This is a genomic window from Saccharospirillum sp. MSK14-1 (genome assembly GCF_003054965.1).
Classification (GTDB): Bacteria; Pseudomonadota; Gammaproteobacteria; order Pseudomonadales; family Natronospirillaceae; genus Saccharospirillum.
Genome location: NZ_MIES01000026.1, coordinates 713,291 through 731,608 on the forward strand (window position 1 = coordinate 713,291; position 18,318 = coordinate 731,608).

Genomic DNA, 18,318 nt, shown 5'->3' on the forward strand with positions numbered 1-18,318 from the left:
CTGTTCAGGCGTCGGCCAGTGCTAATTTCTTCAATGCCATGCCCGCCGCGGCCGTTCGATTATCCACCCCCAATTTAGCAAACACCTGTTCTAAATGTTTGTTCACCGTGCGCGGACTCAGCTCCAATATTTGAGCAACTTCGCGATTGGTTTTGCCGTTGGCGACCCAGTACAACACTTCGGCTTCGCGGTCGGTCAGTGGTAATTCGGCTTTTAAAACATCCGCACCAGACGCACGTTCGCCATCGATTAAGCGCAATAAAACTTCGTCTTCGCTGGGACGGGCAACAAAGCGCAGCGACAGTGGATACTCCGGGTGTTCCAGTGCCAGGCTGTGGCCGGGTTCGGGTTGGTGATTGAGCCAGTCACTGAGGCGCGGTGCCAGGTCGCGGCTGAGCCAGTCATCATTGGCACCGGCGCGGGCAAAAAGCGCGTAAGTTTGGGGCGTCGCCCAGCGAATCTGTCCGTCTTGGCTGGCGGTTAACAGGTTTTGCCCGGTGCGGTCGAGGGCGGTTTGCGCACTGGTGGTGAGGCGGGCATTGTTCAGGTGAACGCGCATTCGCGCCAGCAGTTCGTTGGGGTTGATGGGTTTGGTCAGGTAATCAACGCCGCCGCTTTCCAAACCGCGGACGATGTCGTCGGTGTCGGTCAGACCGGTCATAAAAATCACCGGTATGGAGGCCAGCGCCGGGTCGGCTTTGAGGGTTTCGCAGGCGGTGAAACCATCCATATTGGGCATGACCGCATCCATTAAAATGATGTCGGGTCGAATGCGTTTGGCGATGGTCAGCGCCTGTTTGCCTTCCAGTGCCAATAACACGTCTAGTCCGGCGTTTTCCAGGGCGTCATGAATCAGCCCGAGCGCATCGGGTGAGTCGTCTACCACCAACACAATGTCGTTGCGATCGGTCATTTCGGCTCGAACTCCAAGTGTTGCGCCAGTTTATCGAATTGCAGCCGCCCGGCCAGTGTTTCGAAATGGTGTTGCGCCTGAGCCGGAATCAGCGTGGCTTCGGCCAGCCGTTCCAGGGTGGTGATGACGCCACGCCGATGGCCGATTTCGGCGTAGGCTTTTAACTCTCGCAGCAGCGGATGATCGGGGAGCGGAATCGGTTTGTTCAGTGTTGGACTGGGCGCGGGTTGGTGGTGCTGGACGGGGTCGTCATCTTGTTGATACGTCCAATCGAGTTTCAGATGCACAGCGATTTTGTCGAGCAGACGCTGGTTGCTGACGGGTTTGACGAGGTAGTCGTCGTAGGCGTTTTGGTAACTCGGGTCGCGTTGGTGTTCCTGGGCGTCCGCTGACAGCATCACAATGGGCGCTTCGATGTCGCGGCTGCGCAGCGCTCGTGCCAGTTCCAGTCCGTCCATGCCGGGCATGGAAACATCGAGCAAGAACAGATCGGGGCTGACTTTGTCGAGCATGGTCAGGCAGCTTTCGGCGTCGTGGGCTTCTAAGGTGGTGAAGCCCAGCGGAATCAACAAGTCGGCTAACAGACCGCGTAGCACCGGGTCATCATCGACGACGCACAGGGTGCGTTGTAGACCTTCGTAACCGACAATGCGGCGTGGTTGATCGGTGGCATCGGCCTCGCTGGTCACCCAGGGCAGCATCAGGCTGACGTTGAAACGACTGCCCACGCCCAGTTCACTGTCGACATTCAGGTTGCCGCCCATAATTTCGGTGAGCAGTTTTACAATGGTCAACCCTAAACCGGTGCCGGGCAGGTTGGGTGTATCGGCATTCCGTACTCGTTCGAACGGATCGAAAATGCGTTCTAAAGCGGTATCGGGAATGCCGGCGCCGGTGTCGGTAATGGCGAAATCGGCGACCTGATTTTTGTAGTGAATATCGACGGTGACCGAACCGCTTTGCGTATATTTCACCGCGTTGGATAACAGGTTGATCAGGATTTGTCGCAAGCGCTTTTCATCGGTAATAACGGTTTTCGGCAGCGGGTCGTGACGGATGCAGGAAAACTCAATGCCTTTGGCGTCAGCCTGCATGGCGAACATGGTTTCCAGCTGATCGATCAACTCTGGTAATTGCACCCGGTTGCGATAAAGATCGAGGCGTCCGGCTTCGATTTTCGAGACATCCAGCAAGCCCTCAATTAAATCGGTCAGGTATTGGCCACTGCGGCGTATCGTCGCCAGGCCATGTTGGTGGTTTGCCGGTGTGTCGTTGCGGTCGGCCAACAACTGGGCATAACCAAGGATCGATTGCAGCGGTGTGCGCAGCTCGTGACTGAGACCGGTCAGGTATCGGCTTTTGGCTGCGTTGGCACGTTCGGCCAGTTCCTTGGCGCGTTGCAACTCCAGGTCAGTACGTTGGTGGGCTTCAATTTCGCGGGTCAGTTTTTGCGTTTGTCGATTGGATTCTTTTTGCGCCACCACCCGACTTTCGTGCGCTAATAAGAACAGCCAGGCGATCACGCCGGAGACGATCAATAACGTGAAAAACAACGTGCCCATGGTCTGATCAAGCAGTGCAATTTCGCCGGGCGTCGTTGGTGACATACGGCGATTGATCAGCGCCAAAAGTGCGGCGGTTAATAAATTGATGATCAGCAGAATGGCCACAAATCGACCCAGTCGCGAGTTCACCCAACGCACCGCTTTGACGGGTAATAACACGCGCAGCGAGTCGATCAATTGTTGTGACAAACGCGCCTGGGGTTTGCAGCTGTCGAGGCAGCGCACGTCCAGTGAGCAGCATAGCGAACAGATCGGTTGCTGGTAGGCTGAGCAGTAACTCATGTCTTCAACTTCAAAATCGTTTTCGCAAATACCGCAGGTTAACGTTTGATGAGCGGCGGCGGTTTTGGGTTGCGCCAGCGGAATCAGTTCGGGTGATTGTCGCGCCAGGTAGTAACGGCCTTTGGTCAGCCAGGCGATGGCGGGCACGCACACAAAGCAGGTGGCCAGGCTGATAAAGTGCGCCAGGGTGGCGGCGACTTCACCAAACAAGCCCAGGTACGCCACCATCCCCAGCGCGGTGGCAATCAGCATGGAACCAGTGCCGACCGGGTTGATGTCGTACAGATGAGCGCGCTTAAACTCGACGTGGACCGGGCTTAATCCGAGCGGTTTATTGATCAGCAGATCCGCCGACAGAGAACACAACCAGCTGACGGCGACGATGGCAAAGACGCCAAGAATGGCTTCCAGTGACTGGTAGATGCCCAGCTCCATCAGAATCAGCGCGATGGTGACATTGAACACCAGCCAGACGACACGGCCAGGATGGCTGTGGGTTAAGCGGGAGAAAAAATTCGACCAGGCGATGGAACCGGCGTAAGCGTTGGTGACGTTAATTTTCATCTGGCAGAGGATGACCATCAGCGCGGCCAATATCAGTGCCATGGCATCGGACTGAGTCAGGTAGAAAAACACCGTCTGATACATATGCGTTGGGTCAGACGCGGTTTCGGCCGGTATGCCCTGGCGAATGGCGAGAAACGCGAGAAAGGAACCGAGCAGCATCTTAATCACACCGAACACCACCCAACCGGGGCCTGCGAGGATCAACCAAAACCACCAGCGTTTGCGATTGGCTGAGGTTTTTTCCGGTAGAAAGCGCAGGTAGTCGACCTGTTCGCCAATCTGCGCCACCAGTGCAAAAAAGACTGAGGCGGCGGCGCCGAAGAGCAGAATATTGAAGTCGCCGGCGGCGGGCAGCTCGGCCGGGGCAAAGTGCGTCCAGTCGGGAATGGAATTGAAATCGTGCACAATGACGACCGCCAGCGCAGCGCATTGCAACGCTAACCAAATCCATTGCGAGCCAGCCTGGAATTTACTGATGGCGCGAATGCCGTGAGTGACGATGGGAATGACAGCGACCGCGCAGAGGAAGTAACCAATCGCTAACGGAATGCCCAGCAAGGCTTTTAGGGCGGAGGCCAAAATTGCCGCTTCGATGGCGAAAAAAATAAAGGTGAAGGAAGCGTAGATCAGCGACGTGATGGTGGAGCCGAGGTAGCCAAAACCGGCGCCGCGTGTCAGTAAATCGATGTCCAGGCCGTGCTTGGCCGAATAATAGGTAATCGGAAAACCGGTGATAAAAAACAGCGCACAGACCACCAGCATGGCCGCGACGGTATTAATAAAGCCATAACTCAGTGTGACCGCTGCAGCGATGCCTTCGAGCGCTAAAAAGGCGGTGGCACCGAGTGCGGTATGACCGACACGGTCGATGCTCATACGCCGGCCTTTGTGAGCGGTAAACCGCAGCGCATAGTCTTCCAGCGTCTGGTTGGCGACCCACTTGTTGTAGTGACGGCGTACCTTGAAGATTTTCTGGGAGGCGGTCATGCCATTGGCTCGTTAGCGTTGTTAGGGTGCGCGCACCGCCCTGTTTTGGTGCGTTGTGGGTGGGCTGGCGCTGAGGTGCCGCCGGGCAGTGTGCCCGCATTACCTGCTCACTGCCTCTACAGCAGTCTTTGTGCCAGTGCTAAACTCGCCAGCCGTTTCCGCCGGGCCGACCGTTTTATGCGCATTCTGATGCTCGATAACCACGATTCCTTCACCTACAACCTGGTGCACTACCTTCAGGAGCTGGGTGCGCAGGTCGTGGTTTGGCAGAGCGATGCCACCACCTTGGCCGACATTGACGCCCTGGCACCCGATGGTCTGATGATTTCGCCCGGGCCGGGTACGCCCGATGACGCCGGTATTTCGATGGCAGCGATTGAACACTGTGCCGGTCGCTTACCCATTCTGGGGGTGTGTCTGGGGCACCAGTGCATCGCTCAGCTGTTTGGCGGCCAGGTGATTCATGCACCGAGTGTCATGCATGGCAAGACGTCAGCCGTGACGCACTACAACGTTGGGGTGTTTGCCGGTTTGCCGACGCCGCTGAAGGTGACGCGGTATCACTCCTTGGTGGTCGATGCCGATCGTCTGCCGTCTGAACTGGAAGCCACCGCCTGGGTGCATGAAGGCGATGCGGCCGTGCTGATGGGCTTACGCCACCGACACTGGCCGATTGAAGGTGTTCAGTTTCATCCCGAGTCGATTCTGACTCAGGCCGGGCATGACCTGTTGGCGAATTTTCTGCGCCAGATTGAAGCCTGGGGCGGCTTGGAGTGAACCTCGCCGATGCGATCTGATATAGTCGGTCGTCACTGATTCAAGCCTGCCAGGAGCCGCCGTTATGGACATTAAAGCCGCGTTGAAACGCATCTCGGAACACGGACATTTCAGTCAGGATGAAATGCAGGCGGTGATGCGCCTGATCATGACCGGTGAATGCACCGATGCCCAGATTGGCGCCTTCCTGATGGGCTTGCGCATGAAGGGTGAAACCATCGAGGAAATCACTGGCGCGGCCATGGTGATGCGCGAGTTGTCATCCAAGGTTGAGGTGAACGGCGATCATCTGATTGATACCTGTGGCACCGGTGGCGATGGCCAGGATTTGTTCAACGTTTCGACCGCCGCGGCCTTTGTGGCCGCTGCTGCCGGTGCTCGGGTTGCCAAGCACGGAAACCGGGGCGTGTCATCCAGCTCTGGCAGTTCCGATCTGTTGGAAGCCGCAGGCATCAACATCAGCCTGACGCCGGAGCAAACGGCACGCGCGATTGATTCGGTGGGTGTGGGTTTTATGTTCGCTCCAGCCCATCACTCAGCGATGAAACATGCCATTGGCCCACGCAAAGAATTGGGCATGCGCACCATCTTTAATCTGATTGGCCCGCTGACCAATCCGGCCGGTGTGAAGCGCCAGGTGATCGGTGTGTTCAGCGCCAACCTGTGCGAACCGCTGGCCAATGTGTTGCACCGTTTGGGCAGTGACCATGTGCTGGTTGTGCATTCGCGCGATGGCCTCGATGAGTTCAGTATCGGCGGCGCAACCGAAGTGGCGGAGTTGAAAAACGGTGAGGTGACCACCTACACCGTGCGCCCGGAAGACGTGGGTTTGGCGACTCAGGGCTTGTCCGGTCTGGCGGTTAGCTCGGCGCAACAGAGTTATCAATTGATTCGCGAAGCGCTGAGCGGTGCCGACGATGAAGTCGCGGCCCGCGCGGCGGATTTGATTGCATTCAACGCCGGTGCGGCCATCTACACCGCGGGCGTAGCGCAAACATTGGAAGCCGGTGTGTCGATGGCACAGGATGCCATTTCTACCGGTTTGGCGTTTGAAAAAATGAAAGAACTGGCGGCCTTTACGGACGCGTTGGCAGGGGCCTGATGAACGACACTCCGACCATTTTAAAGAAAATTCTGGCGCGCAAAGCCGAAGAAATTGCAGAGCGCTCGGCGCAGGTTTCCGTCAGCGATCTGGAGCAACGCTTTGAGGAGCAGCCGGCACCACGCGGTTTCGCCCGCGCGATGACCGAGCGCGTGCAGCGCGGACAATCGGCAGTGATTGCTGAAGTCAAAAAGGCGTCGCCCTCGAAAGGCGTGTTGCGTGAAAATTTCGATCCGGCAGCCATCGCTCGCAGTTATGAAAAAGGCGGTGCGGCCTGTTTGTCGGTGCTGACTGATCGCGATTTTTTTCAGGGTCATGAAGACTATTTGAAAGCCGCACGCGCGGCCTGTTCATTGCCGGTTATCCGCAAAGATTTTCTGGTTGACCCGTATCAAATTACCGAAGCACGTGCCATCGGTTCTGACTGCATTTTGTTGATTGTCGCCGCCTTGCAACCAGCGCAATTAAAAGCCTTGCACGATCAGGCCATAGAGCTGGGCATGGACGTGTTGGTGGAAGTTCACAACGCTGAGGAAATGCGTCAGGCACTGATGTTGTCGACACCGTTAATCGGCATTAACAACCGTGATCTGCACACCTTTAATTTAACGCTCGATACGACATTGACGCTGAAAGACATGGTCGATGACGGCCGTACCTTGATTACCGAAAGCGGCATTCTCGAACCGGCCGATGTGCAGTTGATGAAGTCGGAAGGCATTCACGGTTTTCTGGTGGGCGAAGCTTTTATGCGTGCGGATGATCCCGGTTCACGTTTGAATGAATTGTTTGGAGTTGTCTGATGCCACCCATCGTTACCATTTTACTGGTTTTATTTGTTGCCATTGTGATCGTGCTCAAGGTGACCTCGGCGCGGGGTTCTGAAGTCTCTGACGAACAGATGGCAATGTACAGCAAATGGATTCGTATCCTGGTTCCGCTGGTGTTGATTGCCTTTGCGATTCGGTACTTTTTCTTTTAAGCGTTTAGCTTAAAAGAAAATGCAAGACGCTTAACGGGAGACGGGAGACGCTTAGTCGCGAAACCCGTCGTGACGCTAATCGGCGTCTCCCGCCAGCGAAGCATGCGTTAAGCGCCTCCCGTTTTAAGAAGCGTCCTTACCTTTGCGATGCGGCGCTTTTGCCCGCGGCTTGCGTGGTGCGCCTTTCGGCTTATCACCTTTGGGCTTGTCGCTGCGTGAACGATCACCGCGTGGCGCGTCCTTGTCATCGTCATGCCAGACACGCAGATGCAGCGGACGACCTTTCACCCGGGTTTTGCGCAGCTGCTCGAAAATTTCTTTCGGCATGCCGGTCGGTAAGTCGACCAGGGTGTAGCTGTCGCGGATGGAGATGTTGTTGATAAAGCGACCTTCGATGCCGGCTTCGTTGGCGATGGCGCCAACGATGTTGCCCGGTTCGACGCCGTCTTTGCGACCCACATCCAGACGGTATTTCTGCGCATCGTAATCGAGCGGTTTGTCGGGCTTGGGTCCGCGTTCACGGCGTTCGCCACGTTCGCGACGTGGACGCTCACCGCGTTCACCGCGCTCGGCACGTTCACGTGGTGGGCGTGGTTTTGGATCTTCCGGGATCTGCAGCGGACGATCTTCCTGCGCCATCATGGTCAAAGCAGCCGCCAGATCGCGCAGCTCGATGCCATCGCTTTCCACCCAGCCATCGACCAGCGCGCGGAAAAAACCGAGGTCGGCGGTTTCGATGCGGTTTTCCAGATCGGCGCGGAAAGCCGCGGCGCGATGTTCGCCCAGTTCAGCCGCGTTCGGCAGCGGATACGGTTTGATGACCGCTTTGGTGACGCGTTCGATGTCGCGCAGCAAACGACGCTCGCGCGGTTTGACGAACATGATCGCCTTGCCAGAGCGGCCGGCACGACCGGTACGACCAATGCGGTGAATGTAGGTTTGTACGTCACCGGGAATGTCCCAGTTGATGACGTGACTGATGCGTTCAACGTCCAGACCGCGAGCGGCGACGTCGGTGGCAATCAACAAATCCAGCTTACCTTTCTTGAACTGGTTGATGATGTCTTCACGCTGTTTCTGAGCAACGTCGCCACTGATGGCGGTACAGGCATGACCGCGGGCCGCGAGTTTTTCCGCCAGGAACTGGCTTTCTACCTTGGTGCGGACAAACAGAATAACGGCGTTCCATTCTTCCACTTCCAGAATGCGGGTCAGGGCATCCAGCTTGTCGATGCCGCCCACGTGCCAGACAAACTGCTCAATGTTGCCCAGTGAGGTTTCGTTCGCCTTAATTTCGATGCGTGTCGGGTTTTTCAGGTATTGCTGAGTCAGGCGTTTAACCTGCGGCATCATGGTCGCCGAGAACAAGGCGACCTGCTTTTCCGCCGGGGTGTGTTCGAGAATCCAGTCGATGTCTTCAACAAAACCCATGCGCAGCATTTCGTCGGCTTCATCGAGCACCAGATGGCGCAGGTTCGACAGGTCGAGGGAATTACGACGCAAGTGATCCATCACCCGGCCCGGTGTGCCGACGATGACTTGTGGGTTTTGCTTCAGGCCGCGCAACTGGTTGCGCATATCGGCACCGCCGTAAATCGGCAGTACGTGAAAGTTGGGCAGGTCTTTGGCGTACGCCTGGAAGGCCTCGGCAACCTGAATGGCCAACTCACGCGTTGGGCACAGCACCAGCGTTTGCGGTTCGCGGCTGTTGGTGTCCATGCGGCTGAGCAGCGGCAGTGCAAAGGCTGCGGTTTTACCAGTACCGGTCTGCGCCAGGCCAAGTACATCCTGACCGTCCAAAACCGCAGGAATGGCTTGTTGCTGAATGGGAGTGGGGGTTTCGTAACCCAGGCGGCTCAAAGTTTCGAGCAACGCCGGAGCCAGGCCCAGTTCAGAGAAATGGGGGCTTTCAGTTGTCATGCTATTTTCCTCGAGGTCCGGCATTGGCCGGATACAGACTGCGACAGGAGCCTGTGTTCGAGGGCGATACAGAGTGGAAACGTATCGGGCACAACCGCCGAAGCGGGATCGACTAACGGGCTCCTTACCAACCCCTGGCGCTGTGACGTTTCGTCGGGCCGGGGGCAAAGGGGCGCGGAGTATAGCGAAGCGCATCGCCGCTGTCTGTTTTTTTGTGCACCTAAGTGTCAATCAGTGGCTACAGGCGTTACAGCTCGCGAATCACATCCTGATGGGCATCGTCGCGTTGGCGACCGGTCAGTTCTTCGGCCTGGCCGTGTTGCATGCGAATCAGCCGGTCGGCCTGATCGAAATACTGATTGTCATGGCTGATGGCAATGACGGTGATGCCGGCGCGCTTCAGCTGCGGCAAGATGTCGCGATAGAAGGTGCGGCGGAATTGCGGGTCCTGATCGGCGGCCCATTCATCGAGCAGCAACACCGAGCGTTGTTCGGCCAGCGCCAGCATCAGTGCCAGGCGTTTTTTCTGACCTTGCGACAGTTTCAGGTGATCGAAGCGGTGGTTGTGCAGCGTGACTTTGTGATCGATTTCCAGACGACGCAGCCATTCATCAATACGGGCTTCATCGGCCTCGGCATCGTCTTTGCCGGTCACGCGGCTGAACAGATGGAAGTCGGTGAATACTGAGGCGAAGCAATGTCGGTAGGCGGCGCGATGGTTGTCGTCGATCACCACGTCGTCCAGCCGGATGGTGCCGGCGTCGGGCTGATAGAGGCCGGTGATCAGCATTGCCAGCGTCGATTTACCGCTGCCGTTTCCGCCGATGATAAACAGCGTTTCACCGCGTTCGATGTGCAGGTTCAATGGGCCGACGCTGAAGCTGCGGCCGCTGTCGTCGGCTGGATAGTCGAAACGCACCTGGTCGAATTCAATACGCTGCCAGTCGGGGTTGGAGCGAGCATCCAAGTCAAAAGACGCGCGATGTTCGGCCAGCGTCAGGCTGTCGATTTTGTTGAACGCCACCTGAGCGCTGAGCAGCGTTGGGAAAGCACCCACGGCTTGCAGCAAAGGCGTGCGCAGATACAGCAAGGTCAGCGAGAAGGTCGCCGCGACGGTGGTGTTGGCCCAGCCCAGACTGTTGGCGAGGAAGAACACCCAGCCGATGGCGGCCAGCATCATGATGTTTGACCAGTTGATGGCACTCAGGTGAAAGGTATCGGCGCGGATCACATGATGGCGATAATCGCGGGCGTTGCTGTCGTAGTCGTCGGTGTAATGACGGTGCGCTCGGTGCCGGTTCAGCCGCAGTTCCTTGCGCCCGAGCACCAGGGTTTCGAAATCCTGAAACAGCCGGTCTTCACTGTGACGCACCGCTTCCAGATGACGGTACACACGCGCTACCAGCCAGCTGCCGGCGATGATGGTCAACGCAATCCAGCCCGCAGCGGCAAGCAACAGGCGCGGTGATAAATAGAACAGATAGGCCGAGGCGGCGAGTGTCAGGATCACGCCCTGAAACAGTTCGGGCAGGCGCACAAAGGCGAGCGTAATGGCGCGAATATCAGACGACAGGCTGGCGATGAGTTTCGGGCTACCCAGGCGATCAAGCTGCAACACCGAGGTGTCGAGAATGCGTTTGACCAATTGGCCGCGAAAGTCATAAACGAAGTGATGACCCAGCCGCGTCAGTGTCCATTGCGAGGCCAGGGTGACGGCCATCAACACCAGAATCAGCAGCAGAAATTGTGGCAGTAACCACAGGCTCGGTTCGGGATGATCGATCAAACGGGTGTTGATAAAGGCGATGACGGCAACACCCAGAGCGGCGCTGATCAGGTTGAGCAAGAGGATGGCGCTGAACGCCAGGCGGAAGTGTCGAAAAACAATCGCCAACAATTGCATGAGCTTACCCGACCGTTGAATGGGCGGCGCAGTGTACTCTTTTTGTGACACAACAAAAATGATTTGCATCCGCGTTAAAAGGATTCAACGCCTGGGGAATGTGGTCATTTTCGCTGCGGATGAGTAAGCTACGGAGCCTTCGCAGCCACGGGTAGGGACAGCCGGGGCCATCCGTGTTTCATCCCAATTCAACAACCGGTATGACCATGATTCCCGAGCATTATCCGACTCAGCCTGAACATCTTTGGCGCCATTTCTACTCCATTACCCAGATTCCGCGTCCATCCGGTCGTGAAGAAGCCGTCCGCGCGCACATTGTCTCGCTGGCCGAGCAGCACGGCTTTGAGCACGCCGGCGATGCCGCCGGGAATCTGGTGGTGTACGTGCCCGCGTCGCCCGGCCATGAAGCCGCGCCGACGGTGGTGATTCAAAACCATCTCGATATGGTGACGGTCAAAACGGGCGACAAAGAACACGACTTCGACCATGACCCGCTGACGCTCAAGGTTGAAGATGGCTGGTTGAAAGCCGACCGCACCACCTTGGGAGCCGATAACGGCCTCGGTGCCGCAGCGGCGTTGGCGGTGATGACCGACCCGACGGTGGTGCATCCGGCGCTGGAATTGCTGTTCACCACCGAAGAAGAAACCGGATTGCACGGTGCGCTGGGTCTGGATGCGAGCCTGCTCAAAGGCACCCGCCTGATTAACCTCGACACCGAAGAGTGGCCGGAAATCTACATCGGCTGTGCCGGTGGATACGGCTATGCGGCCGGTCGGCAAATTATGATGAAGCGCCCGCGTCCGGGTTTGGTGAGTTATCGGCTGCATCTGAAGGGTCTGACCGGCGGCCATTCTGGCATTCAGATTCATCAGCAACTGGGCAATGCCAATAAGTTGTTGGGCGAACTGCTCAAAGACGCCGTCGAGCTGGATTGGCAATTAAGTCGGATGCGCGGTGGCGTGGCGCACAATGTCATTGCCCGCGAAGCCTCGGCGGATCTGTTTTTAAATACCGATCAACTGGATGACTGGCAGCGTTTGGCCGATGCCGCTCGCGAGCGCTGGCTGAGCTTTTTGCCCGACAGCGATCATGGCCTGCAATGGAGTCTGGAACCGGTTGAGGTCGAGGAACCGCTGGTCGCTTCCAGCGCCGATACCCGCACCTTGCTGAACCTGCTCAGCGTGATGCCGCACGGGGCGCAGCGTTATAACCTGAATCAGCCCGCTGACCTGGTGGATCTGAGCGTTAACCTGGCCACGGTGTCGCTGCGTGAAGACGAATTCAAACTGCAAACCAGCCTGCGCTTTTTCAACGCTGACGAAGCCAGACCGCTGCAACAACATCTGGAAGCGCTGTTTGAAACCTTCGGTCTGGTGCCGCAGGTGATTCTGGATTACCCGGGCTGGAACCCGGATTTTGGCAGCGATCTGGTCGCTCGCACGCGGGCCTTGGCGACTCAACAGCTGGACCGCGAACCGCAATTAAAAGCGATTCACGCCGGTCTGGAATGCGGCATTCTCAAAAGCAAAAAACCGGATTTGGATATGGTCTCGTTCGGCCCGACCATTCTGGGCGCACACAGCCCGGTCGAGCGTTTGGAGATCGCGACGGTGGAACCGTTTTGGGAATTGTTGAAGGCGTTGTTGGCGGATCTGGCGTAAGCCAGATCCGGGAAACGCTGGACGCACGCTTCGCTGACGGGAGACGCTTGTTAGCAGAAGACCTAGCTGGCGTCTCCCGTCTCCCGTCTAGCGTCAAGCAGAGTTAATCGCCAAGCGATTAACTCTCAAGTCCCTGCACAATAATCGCCAATTGATCACGCGCGTCGCGGATTTCCTGAATGGCGTCTTCGGCTTCTTCCGGGTCCAGATGCAGGTAATCATAAACCGCCGGATCGAACTCCTGTTCGGCGCCCGGCAGTAAGCCATGCTTTTGCAGCAGATGGTTGGCCAGGTACACCAGTTGGGCGTGATCGGCGTGTGCGCCCTGGTAATGCGGTTCGACCTGGTAGCGAATGCCCAGGCAAACCTCGTTTGGCATTTTCCAGTAGTGCAGGAGCGCGGCGGCAATCTGATCACCCGTGATGCCGAGCAGGTGCTGTTCAATGTGCTGATGCGGCAAATGTCGATTGCTTTCCATCATCCGGCAGGTGGCGGAAAAGTGCGGACGGAAGGCGTGCGCCAGAATCAGATAACCAAAGTTGTGCAGCAGACCGGTGAGGTAAACCAGACCAAAACCGGGACGGAATTCGCGCGGAATTTTAGCCAGTAAGGCACCGCAGGTTGCGGCCACGAAGACGGCGCGCGTCCAGTAAGATGAAAACCCTTCGGGCTGGTCGTCCGGCATGTCCAATGTTTTACCGAGTGCCAGGCCGAGCGCCAGATTCATCACCAGATCGTAACCGAGCACCCGCACGATGGCGTCCTGCACCGATTTAATCGAGCCGGGTGCGGCGTAATAGGAAGAGCTGGCCCAGCTGACCACCTGAGCGGCAAGGCTGGGGTCTTTTTCGACAATGCGACTGAGTTTGGTGATGTCGGCATCGGGGTCCGCGCGCAAACGAATGATCGACTGAGCGGTTTCGGACAGCGGTGGAATTTCCAGCGTTTCAGACAGCCGCTGACGAATGCGCAGCGCGGTAAAGCTGGTGACGGCGCGATCAATTTCCACCTGATCGTGCGCGAACACACCGAGATCATCGATGTCGGGCAGCGCGCCGGGCAGGTCGACGCACAGATCCAGAATGCGGGTGCTGTCTCTGTGTTTGAGTTCGGCGCCATTGCGCACCCGGATCAGCTTGTCGCTGTTGCCCGAGTGCACGAAAAAGTCTTCGGCCTGAAACAGCCGTTCGTCGATCAGGGTTTCGGCGTCGACCAGATCATCGAACGCTGGCAGGGTGTTGACCGATAACTTGGCTTTGATGCGATCGATGTCGAGCGTGGTCAGCGGTTCGAGTTTACGACCGGTCTGGCGCTGGATTTTCTCAAGGTCCAGTAACGTATCAGAGCGGAAAAATACCTGGACGAGACCAAAGGTATCTCTCAAAAGAGTCACTTCTGCGCGCATGTCTTTGACGTCGGTTGGTCCGGTTTCAGGCTGAATACCGTGTTTGCGTAGGTGTTGTTTAACCAGAAAGGGCAGGTCGGAAAGGTGCGGTTCGGCCATGGCTTTCTGCATGGGGTGTGGTTCCTTTTATCATCCGTGATCAACAGCCCACAAACTATGGTAGCCGTTTTGCCGTTCCGCAACCTTGGTTCGGCGTAAAAAAAGAGCCCTGCGACGAAAAGGCCGATTTGGTCACACTTGAGCGTAGCGGTCCGCGCCCCAGAGCCAGCGCTGCACCAAAGGTTCGACGTGAGATGGGTATTCCGCCGTCAAACGTTTGGCGAGATCGGGAATGACATCGAGCCAATGCCGGTCGCGCTCCAGGTCGGCAACGCGAAATTCCAAAGCGCCGGTCTGACGAGTGCCGAGCACCTCGCCAGGGCCGCGCAGTTTAAGGTCTTCTTCGGCGATGCGAAAGCCATCACTGGTTGAACGCATCACTTCCAGGCGTTGCTGACCCTGTGTCGATAACGGCGAGCCGAACATCAGCAGGCAATGACTGTCGACGGTGCCACGACCGACCCGCCCGCGCAGCTGATGTAATTGCGCCAGACCCAGCCGTTCCGGGTTTTCGATGATCATCACCGAGGCGTTGGGCACATCGACGCCGACTTCGATCACCGTGGTCGCCACCAGAATGTCCAGCTGCTGATCTTTAAAGGCCTGCATGATGCGGTTTTTCTCCGCCGGTTTCATGCGGCCGTGCAGCAAACCAACGCGCCGGTTGACCAAGGCGCGTTGCAGAACGTCCGCGGTCGCTTCGGCGGCTTCGGCCTGCAGTTCTTCCGATTCTTCGATCAGGGTGCACACCCAGTAGACCTGGCGTCCGTCGCCACAGGCTGCATCGACGCGGCGCACGACGGCATCGCGTCGTTCCTGACTGATGACCGTGGTGGTAACCGGCGTTCGGCCCGGTGGCAGTTCGTCGATGATGGACACGTCGAGGTCGGCGTAGGCGGTCATCGCCAGCGTGCGTGGAATGGGGGTGGCCGTCATGGTGAGCTGATGCGGCAGGCCGTGCACCGCCTTTTCTTTTAAAGCCAGGCGTTGATGCACACCAAAACGGTGCTGTTCATCGATGATCACTAAGCCGAGCCGTTGATACTGCACCGCCTCCTGAAACAGGGCATGGGTTCCCACCGCCAGATGCACGCGGCCGCTGGCCAGATCATCGAGCACTTCACCGCGCTGGCGCTTGCCCAGTTTGCCGGTGAGCAAACCACAGCTCAGGCCAAGCGGTTCGAGCCAGGCGCTTAAGGTGCGAAAGTGCTGCTCGGCGAGCAGTTCGGTGGGCGCCATCATCGCCGCCTGATGTCCGGCTTCGATCGCTTGCAGCGCCGCTAATACAGCCACCAGCGTTTTGCCCGACCCGACATCACCCTGCACCAGTCGCAGCATGGGTTTGCTGCTGGCCAGGTCGGTCTGAATGTCACCGAGCACACGTTGCTGGGCGCCAGTCAGTGTGAACGGCAGTTGTTTGAGCAGAGCGCTGACCAGTTGCTGGCTGGGGGGTAACGGCGTCGCGCCTTCGGCTTGGGTGCGTTGGCGCATCTGCATCAGGCTGAGGTGGTGTGCCAGCAGTTCTTCCAGCGCCAGCCGCTGTTGTGCCGGATGCTGACCGGAGAGCAGCGCTTCGGTGTCGCAGTCGGCCTGAGGGTGATGCAGGGTCAGCAAGGCATCCGTCAGCGACGGCAGTTGCCAGTGTGCCAGCCAGTCCGGCGGCAGCCATTCCGGCAAACCGCCTTGTTGCTTGAGCGCTGCGATGGCCTGATCGACCAAAGCGCGCAGCCGGTTTTGATTGAGACCGTCGGTGCTGGGGTAGAGCGGGGTCAGGGCGTTATCGAGTGGCGGGAAGTCGCCTTCATCGCGCACCTCGTATTCCGGGTGCATCATTTCCAGGCCAGTCGAACCCTGGCGCACTTCACCGTAGCAACGAATGCGGGTGCCGGCACGCAGGCGGTTCTGTTGCGCTTTGCTGAAATGAAACAGTCGCAGGCTGAGCAGGCCGGTGCCGTCCTGAATGCGGCAGATCAACGAACGGCGGCGGCCAAACACCACCTGAGTACCGCGTACCTCGCCTTCGATCACCACCGCCATGCCAAAACGCAACCGGCCAATGGGCGTGATACGGGTACGGTCCTGATATTTGTAGGGCAGATGAAACAGCAAGTCGCCAACGCTGTTCAGCCCCAAGCCCTGGCATTTTTCCGCCAGTTTGGGGCCGATACCGCTGAGCGCTTCTAAAGGTTGGTCGAGCTGCATCGAAGGTCGCCTTTCACAGGTCAGGCGACCTCAGGGGTTTTGCACTGACGGATGCAGGTTTCCAGCAGATCGATCGCCTTCGGCCGTGGGAAACTGGCGCGCCAGGCGAGCGCGATGGTGCGGCGTGGCGCCTTGCCAGAGAACGGCCGTACTGCGACTTGTTTGTCGTTGTACAGCGACGAGCCGGTGGCCGACTGCGGCAAGATGGTCAGGCCCAGGTTAGAGGCGACCATATGGCGCAACGTTTCCAGTGAGCTGCCGTCGGCCATGGTGCGGATGTGACCTTTAGGGTCGCGCGAAGCCGAGGCGATGTTCGGGCAGGCGCTGAAAATGTTGTCGCGGAAACAGTGACCTTCGCCCAGCAATAACAAGGGTTCTTTGATCAGGCGTTCGGCCGCTATGGCTTTTTCCTGAGTCAAGGGGTGATCGGCCGGCAGCAGCACTTCGAAGTCTTCGTCGAACATCGGCTTGGTCAGCACGTCAGGTTCTTTGAACGGCAGGGCAATAATGATGGCGTCGAGCAAACCATCGCGCAGCCGCTGACGTAAGGTGCCGGTGAAGTTTTCTTCAATTTCCAGCGGCATGTCCGGCGCCAGCTGACGCAACTGTGGGATAATGTGCGGCAGCAGATAAGGACCGACGGTGTAGATCACGCCCAGTTTCAGCGGGCTGGACAGCTGGTTTTTACCGGCGTGCGCCAGGTCTTCGATCTTGTGGCTTTCTTCGAGTACGCGCTGCGCCTGTTCGACGATGCGCTGACCAATCGGCGTAACCTGAACGCCGCTCTTGCCGCGTTCAAAGATGGCGACGCCGAGGCGGTCTTCGAGTTTTTTGATGGCGACGCTCAAGGTCGGTTGGGCGACAAAGCAGCGCTCGGCCGCTTTGCCAAAATGCCGTTCCTGGGCCAGGGCAACGATGTAACGCAGTTCGGTCAAAGTCATGGCGGGTTGTCCGATGCGGGCCGGCCGAGGGTCGGCTAGGTTGAACACAATCTGGATTGCAAAAATAGAGTTGAACGCCGGCTTGGGAACGCTCAGGCTATTAAGGCGTAAGCTATCGAAAGTTGGTTTTTAATACAAGTGGGTAATGATATGACAGCCGTTCATCTGTTGGCTGGTGTCGGCGATCTGAACCGCCGCGTCGCCCGACGTTTGCTGGAACGAAAACACTCAGTGGTCGGTCTGCGCCGCCGCGAGGCAGAACCGGCACTGGGCTTTGAACAACGCTCCATGGATCTTGCCCAAAGCGCCTGGCCAGATGTCTCGGCCGACACTGTGATCGTCGCGCTGTCGGCGGCTGAACGTACCGCTGAAGGCTACCGGCGGGCTTACGTCGAGCCGATCAAGCGACTGGCGGAGAGTCTGGATGGCTGGCAACAACCGCCGCGTCGGGTGTTGGTGGTCAGTTCCAGCCGGGTTTACGGCGCCGATGATGGTCGCCAGCTGGATGAAACCAGCGCGCCCGATCCGGACGGCTGGGCCGGTGCAACGCTGCTGGAAATGGAACAGCGGCTGGCGGAATTGCCGGTAACCACTGTCGTCGCGCGGCTCAGTGGCATCTATGGTCCCGGTCGTGACTGGTTGCGGCGTCAGGCGCGCCAGGCCGACAGCCAGCCGCCGGCGCGCAATCACTGGACCAACCGCATTCATATCGAAGACGCCGCTGCTGCCCTGGTGCATCTGGCGCTGGATGTTGAGCAGCCGCAGGACTGTTATCTGGTCACCGATCGTCAACCGACGCCCTTGTTCGAGGTGCTCAATTATCTGCGTGAACTGGAGGGATTGCCGCCTCTGGCCGATACCCTTTCCGTTGGCGGTGGCAAACAGCTGAGTTCGGAGCGTCTGGCAGACAGCGGTTTTCGCTGGCAATTCCCCGATTTTCGCGCCGGTGGCTATCGCTAAAGGTGGTCTCGGACGGTGTTTGATATAGAGTGGTAGCTGAAAACTGAGT

The 18,318-nt window shown here is 58.0% G+C and carries 13 protein-coding genes; 6 read left to right on the forward strand and 7 right to left on the reverse strand.

The features are described 5' to 3' along the window. Positions 1-4 precede the first annotated feature (4 nt). Together BGP77_RS07345 and BGP77_RS07350 are read right to left on the reverse strand one after the other, a co-directional pair. Positions 5-913 (reverse strand): response regulator transcription factor, encoded by a 909-nt coding sequence (locus BGP77_RS07345; RefSeq protein WP_108164059.1) that lies wholly within the window; start codon positions 911-913, stop codon positions 5-7. Next, positions 910-4,314: an ATP-binding protein gene (locus BGP77_RS07350; protein WP_108164060.1), complete on the reverse strand. Its 3,405-nt coding sequence runs from the start codon at positions 4,312-4,314 to the stop codon at positions 910-912. The genes BGP77_RS07345 and BGP77_RS07350 overlap by 4 nt, the downstream gene beginning before the upstream one ends. Before the next feature lie 177 nt (positions 4,315-4,491). Between BGP77_RS07350 and BGP77_RS07355 the strand changes: the two genes are divergently transcribed. The 4 genes from BGP77_RS07355 (at position 4,492) to BGP77_RS07370 (ending at position 7,175) form a co-directional block, all read left to right on the forward strand. After that, entirely contained in the window at positions 4,492-5,091 is a 600-nt protein-coding gene (locus BGP77_RS07355) for an aminodeoxychorismate/anthranilate synthase component II (protein ID WP_108164393.1), read from the forward strand. Between the two features lie 64 nt (positions 5,092-5,155). Beyond that, positions 5,156-6,193, forward strand: coding sequence for an anthranilate phosphoribosyltransferase (trpD, locus tag BGP77_RS07360; RefSeq protein WP_108164061.1), 1,038 nt, complete (start codon positions 5,156-5,158; stop codon positions 6,191-6,193). Then, positions 6,193-6,996: an indole-3-glycerol phosphate synthase TrpC gene (gene trpC, locus BGP77_RS07365; RefSeq protein ID WP_108164062.1), complete on the forward strand. Its 804-nt coding sequence runs from the start codon at positions 6,193-6,195 to the stop codon at positions 6,994-6,996. The genes trpD and trpC overlap by 1 nt, the downstream gene beginning before the upstream one ends. Beyond that, positions 6,996-7,175, forward strand: coding sequence for a hypothetical protein (locus BGP77_RS07370; protein ID WP_108164063.1), 180 nt, complete (start codon positions 6,996-6,998; stop codon positions 7,173-7,175). The genes trpC and BGP77_RS07370 overlap by 1 nt, the downstream gene beginning before the upstream one ends. Before the next feature lie 123 nt (positions 7,176-7,298). Here BGP77_RS07370 and BGP77_RS07375 read toward each other — a convergent pair whose 3' ends face one another. Together BGP77_RS07375 and BGP77_RS07380 are read right to left on the reverse strand one after the other, a co-directional pair. Next, positions 7,299-9,095 (reverse strand): DEAD/DEAH box helicase, encoded by a 1,797-nt coding sequence (locus BGP77_RS07375; RefSeq protein ID WP_108164064.1) that lies wholly within the window; start codon positions 9,093-9,095, stop codon positions 7,299-7,301. Positions 9,096-9,342: 247 nt separating this feature from the next. Beyond that, positions 9,343-10,998, reverse strand: coding sequence for a multidrug ABC transporter permease/ATP-binding protein (locus BGP77_RS07380; RefSeq protein WP_108164394.1), 1,656 nt, complete (start codon positions 10,996-10,998; stop codon positions 9,343-9,345). Between the two features lie 173 nt (positions 10,999-11,171). Here BGP77_RS07380 and pepD point away from each other — a divergent pair, with 173 nt between their 5' ends. Further along, complete coding sequence (gene pepD, locus BGP77_RS07385; protein ID WP_233252320.1) at positions 11,172-12,662, forward strand: beta-Ala-His dipeptidase; 1,491 nt, start codon at positions 11,172-11,174, stop codon at positions 12,660-12,662. 118 nt (positions 12,663-12,780) lie between these two features. On the opposite strand, the gene BGP77_RS07390 is transcribed toward pepD, so the two are convergent. From BGP77_RS07390 to BGP77_RS07400, 3 genes are all read right to left on the reverse strand, one after another. Then, positions 12,781-14,178: an aminoacyl-tRNA deacylase and HDOD domain-containing protein gene (locus BGP77_RS07390; RefSeq protein WP_108164065.1), complete on the reverse strand. Its 1,398-nt coding sequence runs from the start codon at positions 14,176-14,178 to the stop codon at positions 12,781-12,783. A 120-nt stretch (positions 14,179-14,298) separates the two neighbouring features. After that, positions 14,299-16,368, reverse strand: coding sequence for an ATP-dependent DNA helicase RecG (gene recG, locus BGP77_RS07395; protein WP_108164066.1), 2,070 nt, complete (start codon positions 16,366-16,368; stop codon positions 14,299-14,301). A gap of 20 nt (positions 16,369-16,388) precedes the next feature. After that, positions 16,389-17,309 (reverse strand): hydrogen peroxide-inducible genes activator, encoded by a 921-nt coding sequence (locus BGP77_RS07400; RefSeq protein WP_108164067.1) that lies wholly within the window; start codon positions 17,307-17,309, stop codon positions 16,389-16,391. 150 nt (positions 17,310-17,459) lie between these two features. Here BGP77_RS07400 and BGP77_RS07405 point away from each other — a divergent pair, with 150 nt between their 5' ends. Beyond that, on the forward strand, positions 17,460-18,269 hold the full coding sequence (locus BGP77_RS07405) for a sugar nucleotide-binding protein (RefSeq protein ID WP_146171212.1): 810 nt from the start codon (positions 17,460-17,462) through the stop codon (positions 18,267-18,269). Positions 18,270-18,318 lie beyond the last annotated feature (49 nt).

Bases quoted from the DNA above. Each gene is read 5' to 3' on its own strand.
- BGP77_RS07355 (WP_108164393.1), top strand. From the start codon at position 4,492: ATGCGCATTCTGATGCTCGATAACCACGATTCCTTCACCTACAACCTG.
- BGP77_RS07370 (WP_108164063.1), top strand. From the start codon at position 6,996: ATGCCACCCATCGTTACCATTTTACTGGTTTTATTTGTTGCCATTGTG.
- BGP77_RS07400 (WP_108164067.1), bottom strand. From the start codon at position 17,309: ATGACTTTGACCGAACTGCGTTACATCGTTGCCCTGGCCCAGGAACGG.
- BGP77_RS07350 (WP_108164060.1), bottom strand. From the start codon at position 4,314: ATGACCGCCTCCCAGAAAATCTTCAAGGTACGCCGTCACTACAACAAG.
- BGP77_RS07390 (WP_108164065.1), bottom strand. From the start codon at position 14,178: ATGCAGAAAGCCATGGCCGAACCGCACCTTTCCGACCTGCCCTTTCTG.
- BGP77_RS07405 (WP_146171212.1), top strand. From the start codon at position 17,460: ATGACAGCCGTTCATCTGTTGGCTGGTGTCGGCGATCTGAACCGCCGC.
- trpC (WP_108164062.1), top strand. From the start codon at position 6,193: ATGAACGACACTCCGACCATTTTAAAGAAAATTCTGGCGCGCAAAGCC.
- trpD (WP_108164061.1), top strand. From the start codon at position 5,156: ATGGACATTAAAGCCGCGTTGAAACGCATCTCGGAACACGGACATTTC.
- recG (WP_108164066.1), bottom strand. From the start codon at position 16,368: ATGCAGCTCGACCAACCTTTAGAAGCGCTCAGCGGTATCGGCCCCAAA.
- BGP77_RS07345 (WP_108164059.1), bottom strand. From the start codon at position 913: ATGACCGATCGCAACGACATTGTGTTGGTGGTAGACGACTCACCCGAT.
- BGP77_RS07375 (WP_108164064.1), bottom strand. From the start codon at position 9,095: ATGACAACTGAAAGCCCCCATTTCTCTGAACTGGGCCTGGCTCCGGCG.
- BGP77_RS07380 (WP_108164394.1), bottom strand. From the start codon at position 10,998: ATGCAATTGTTGGCGATTGTTTTTCGACACTTCCGCCTGGCGTTCAGC.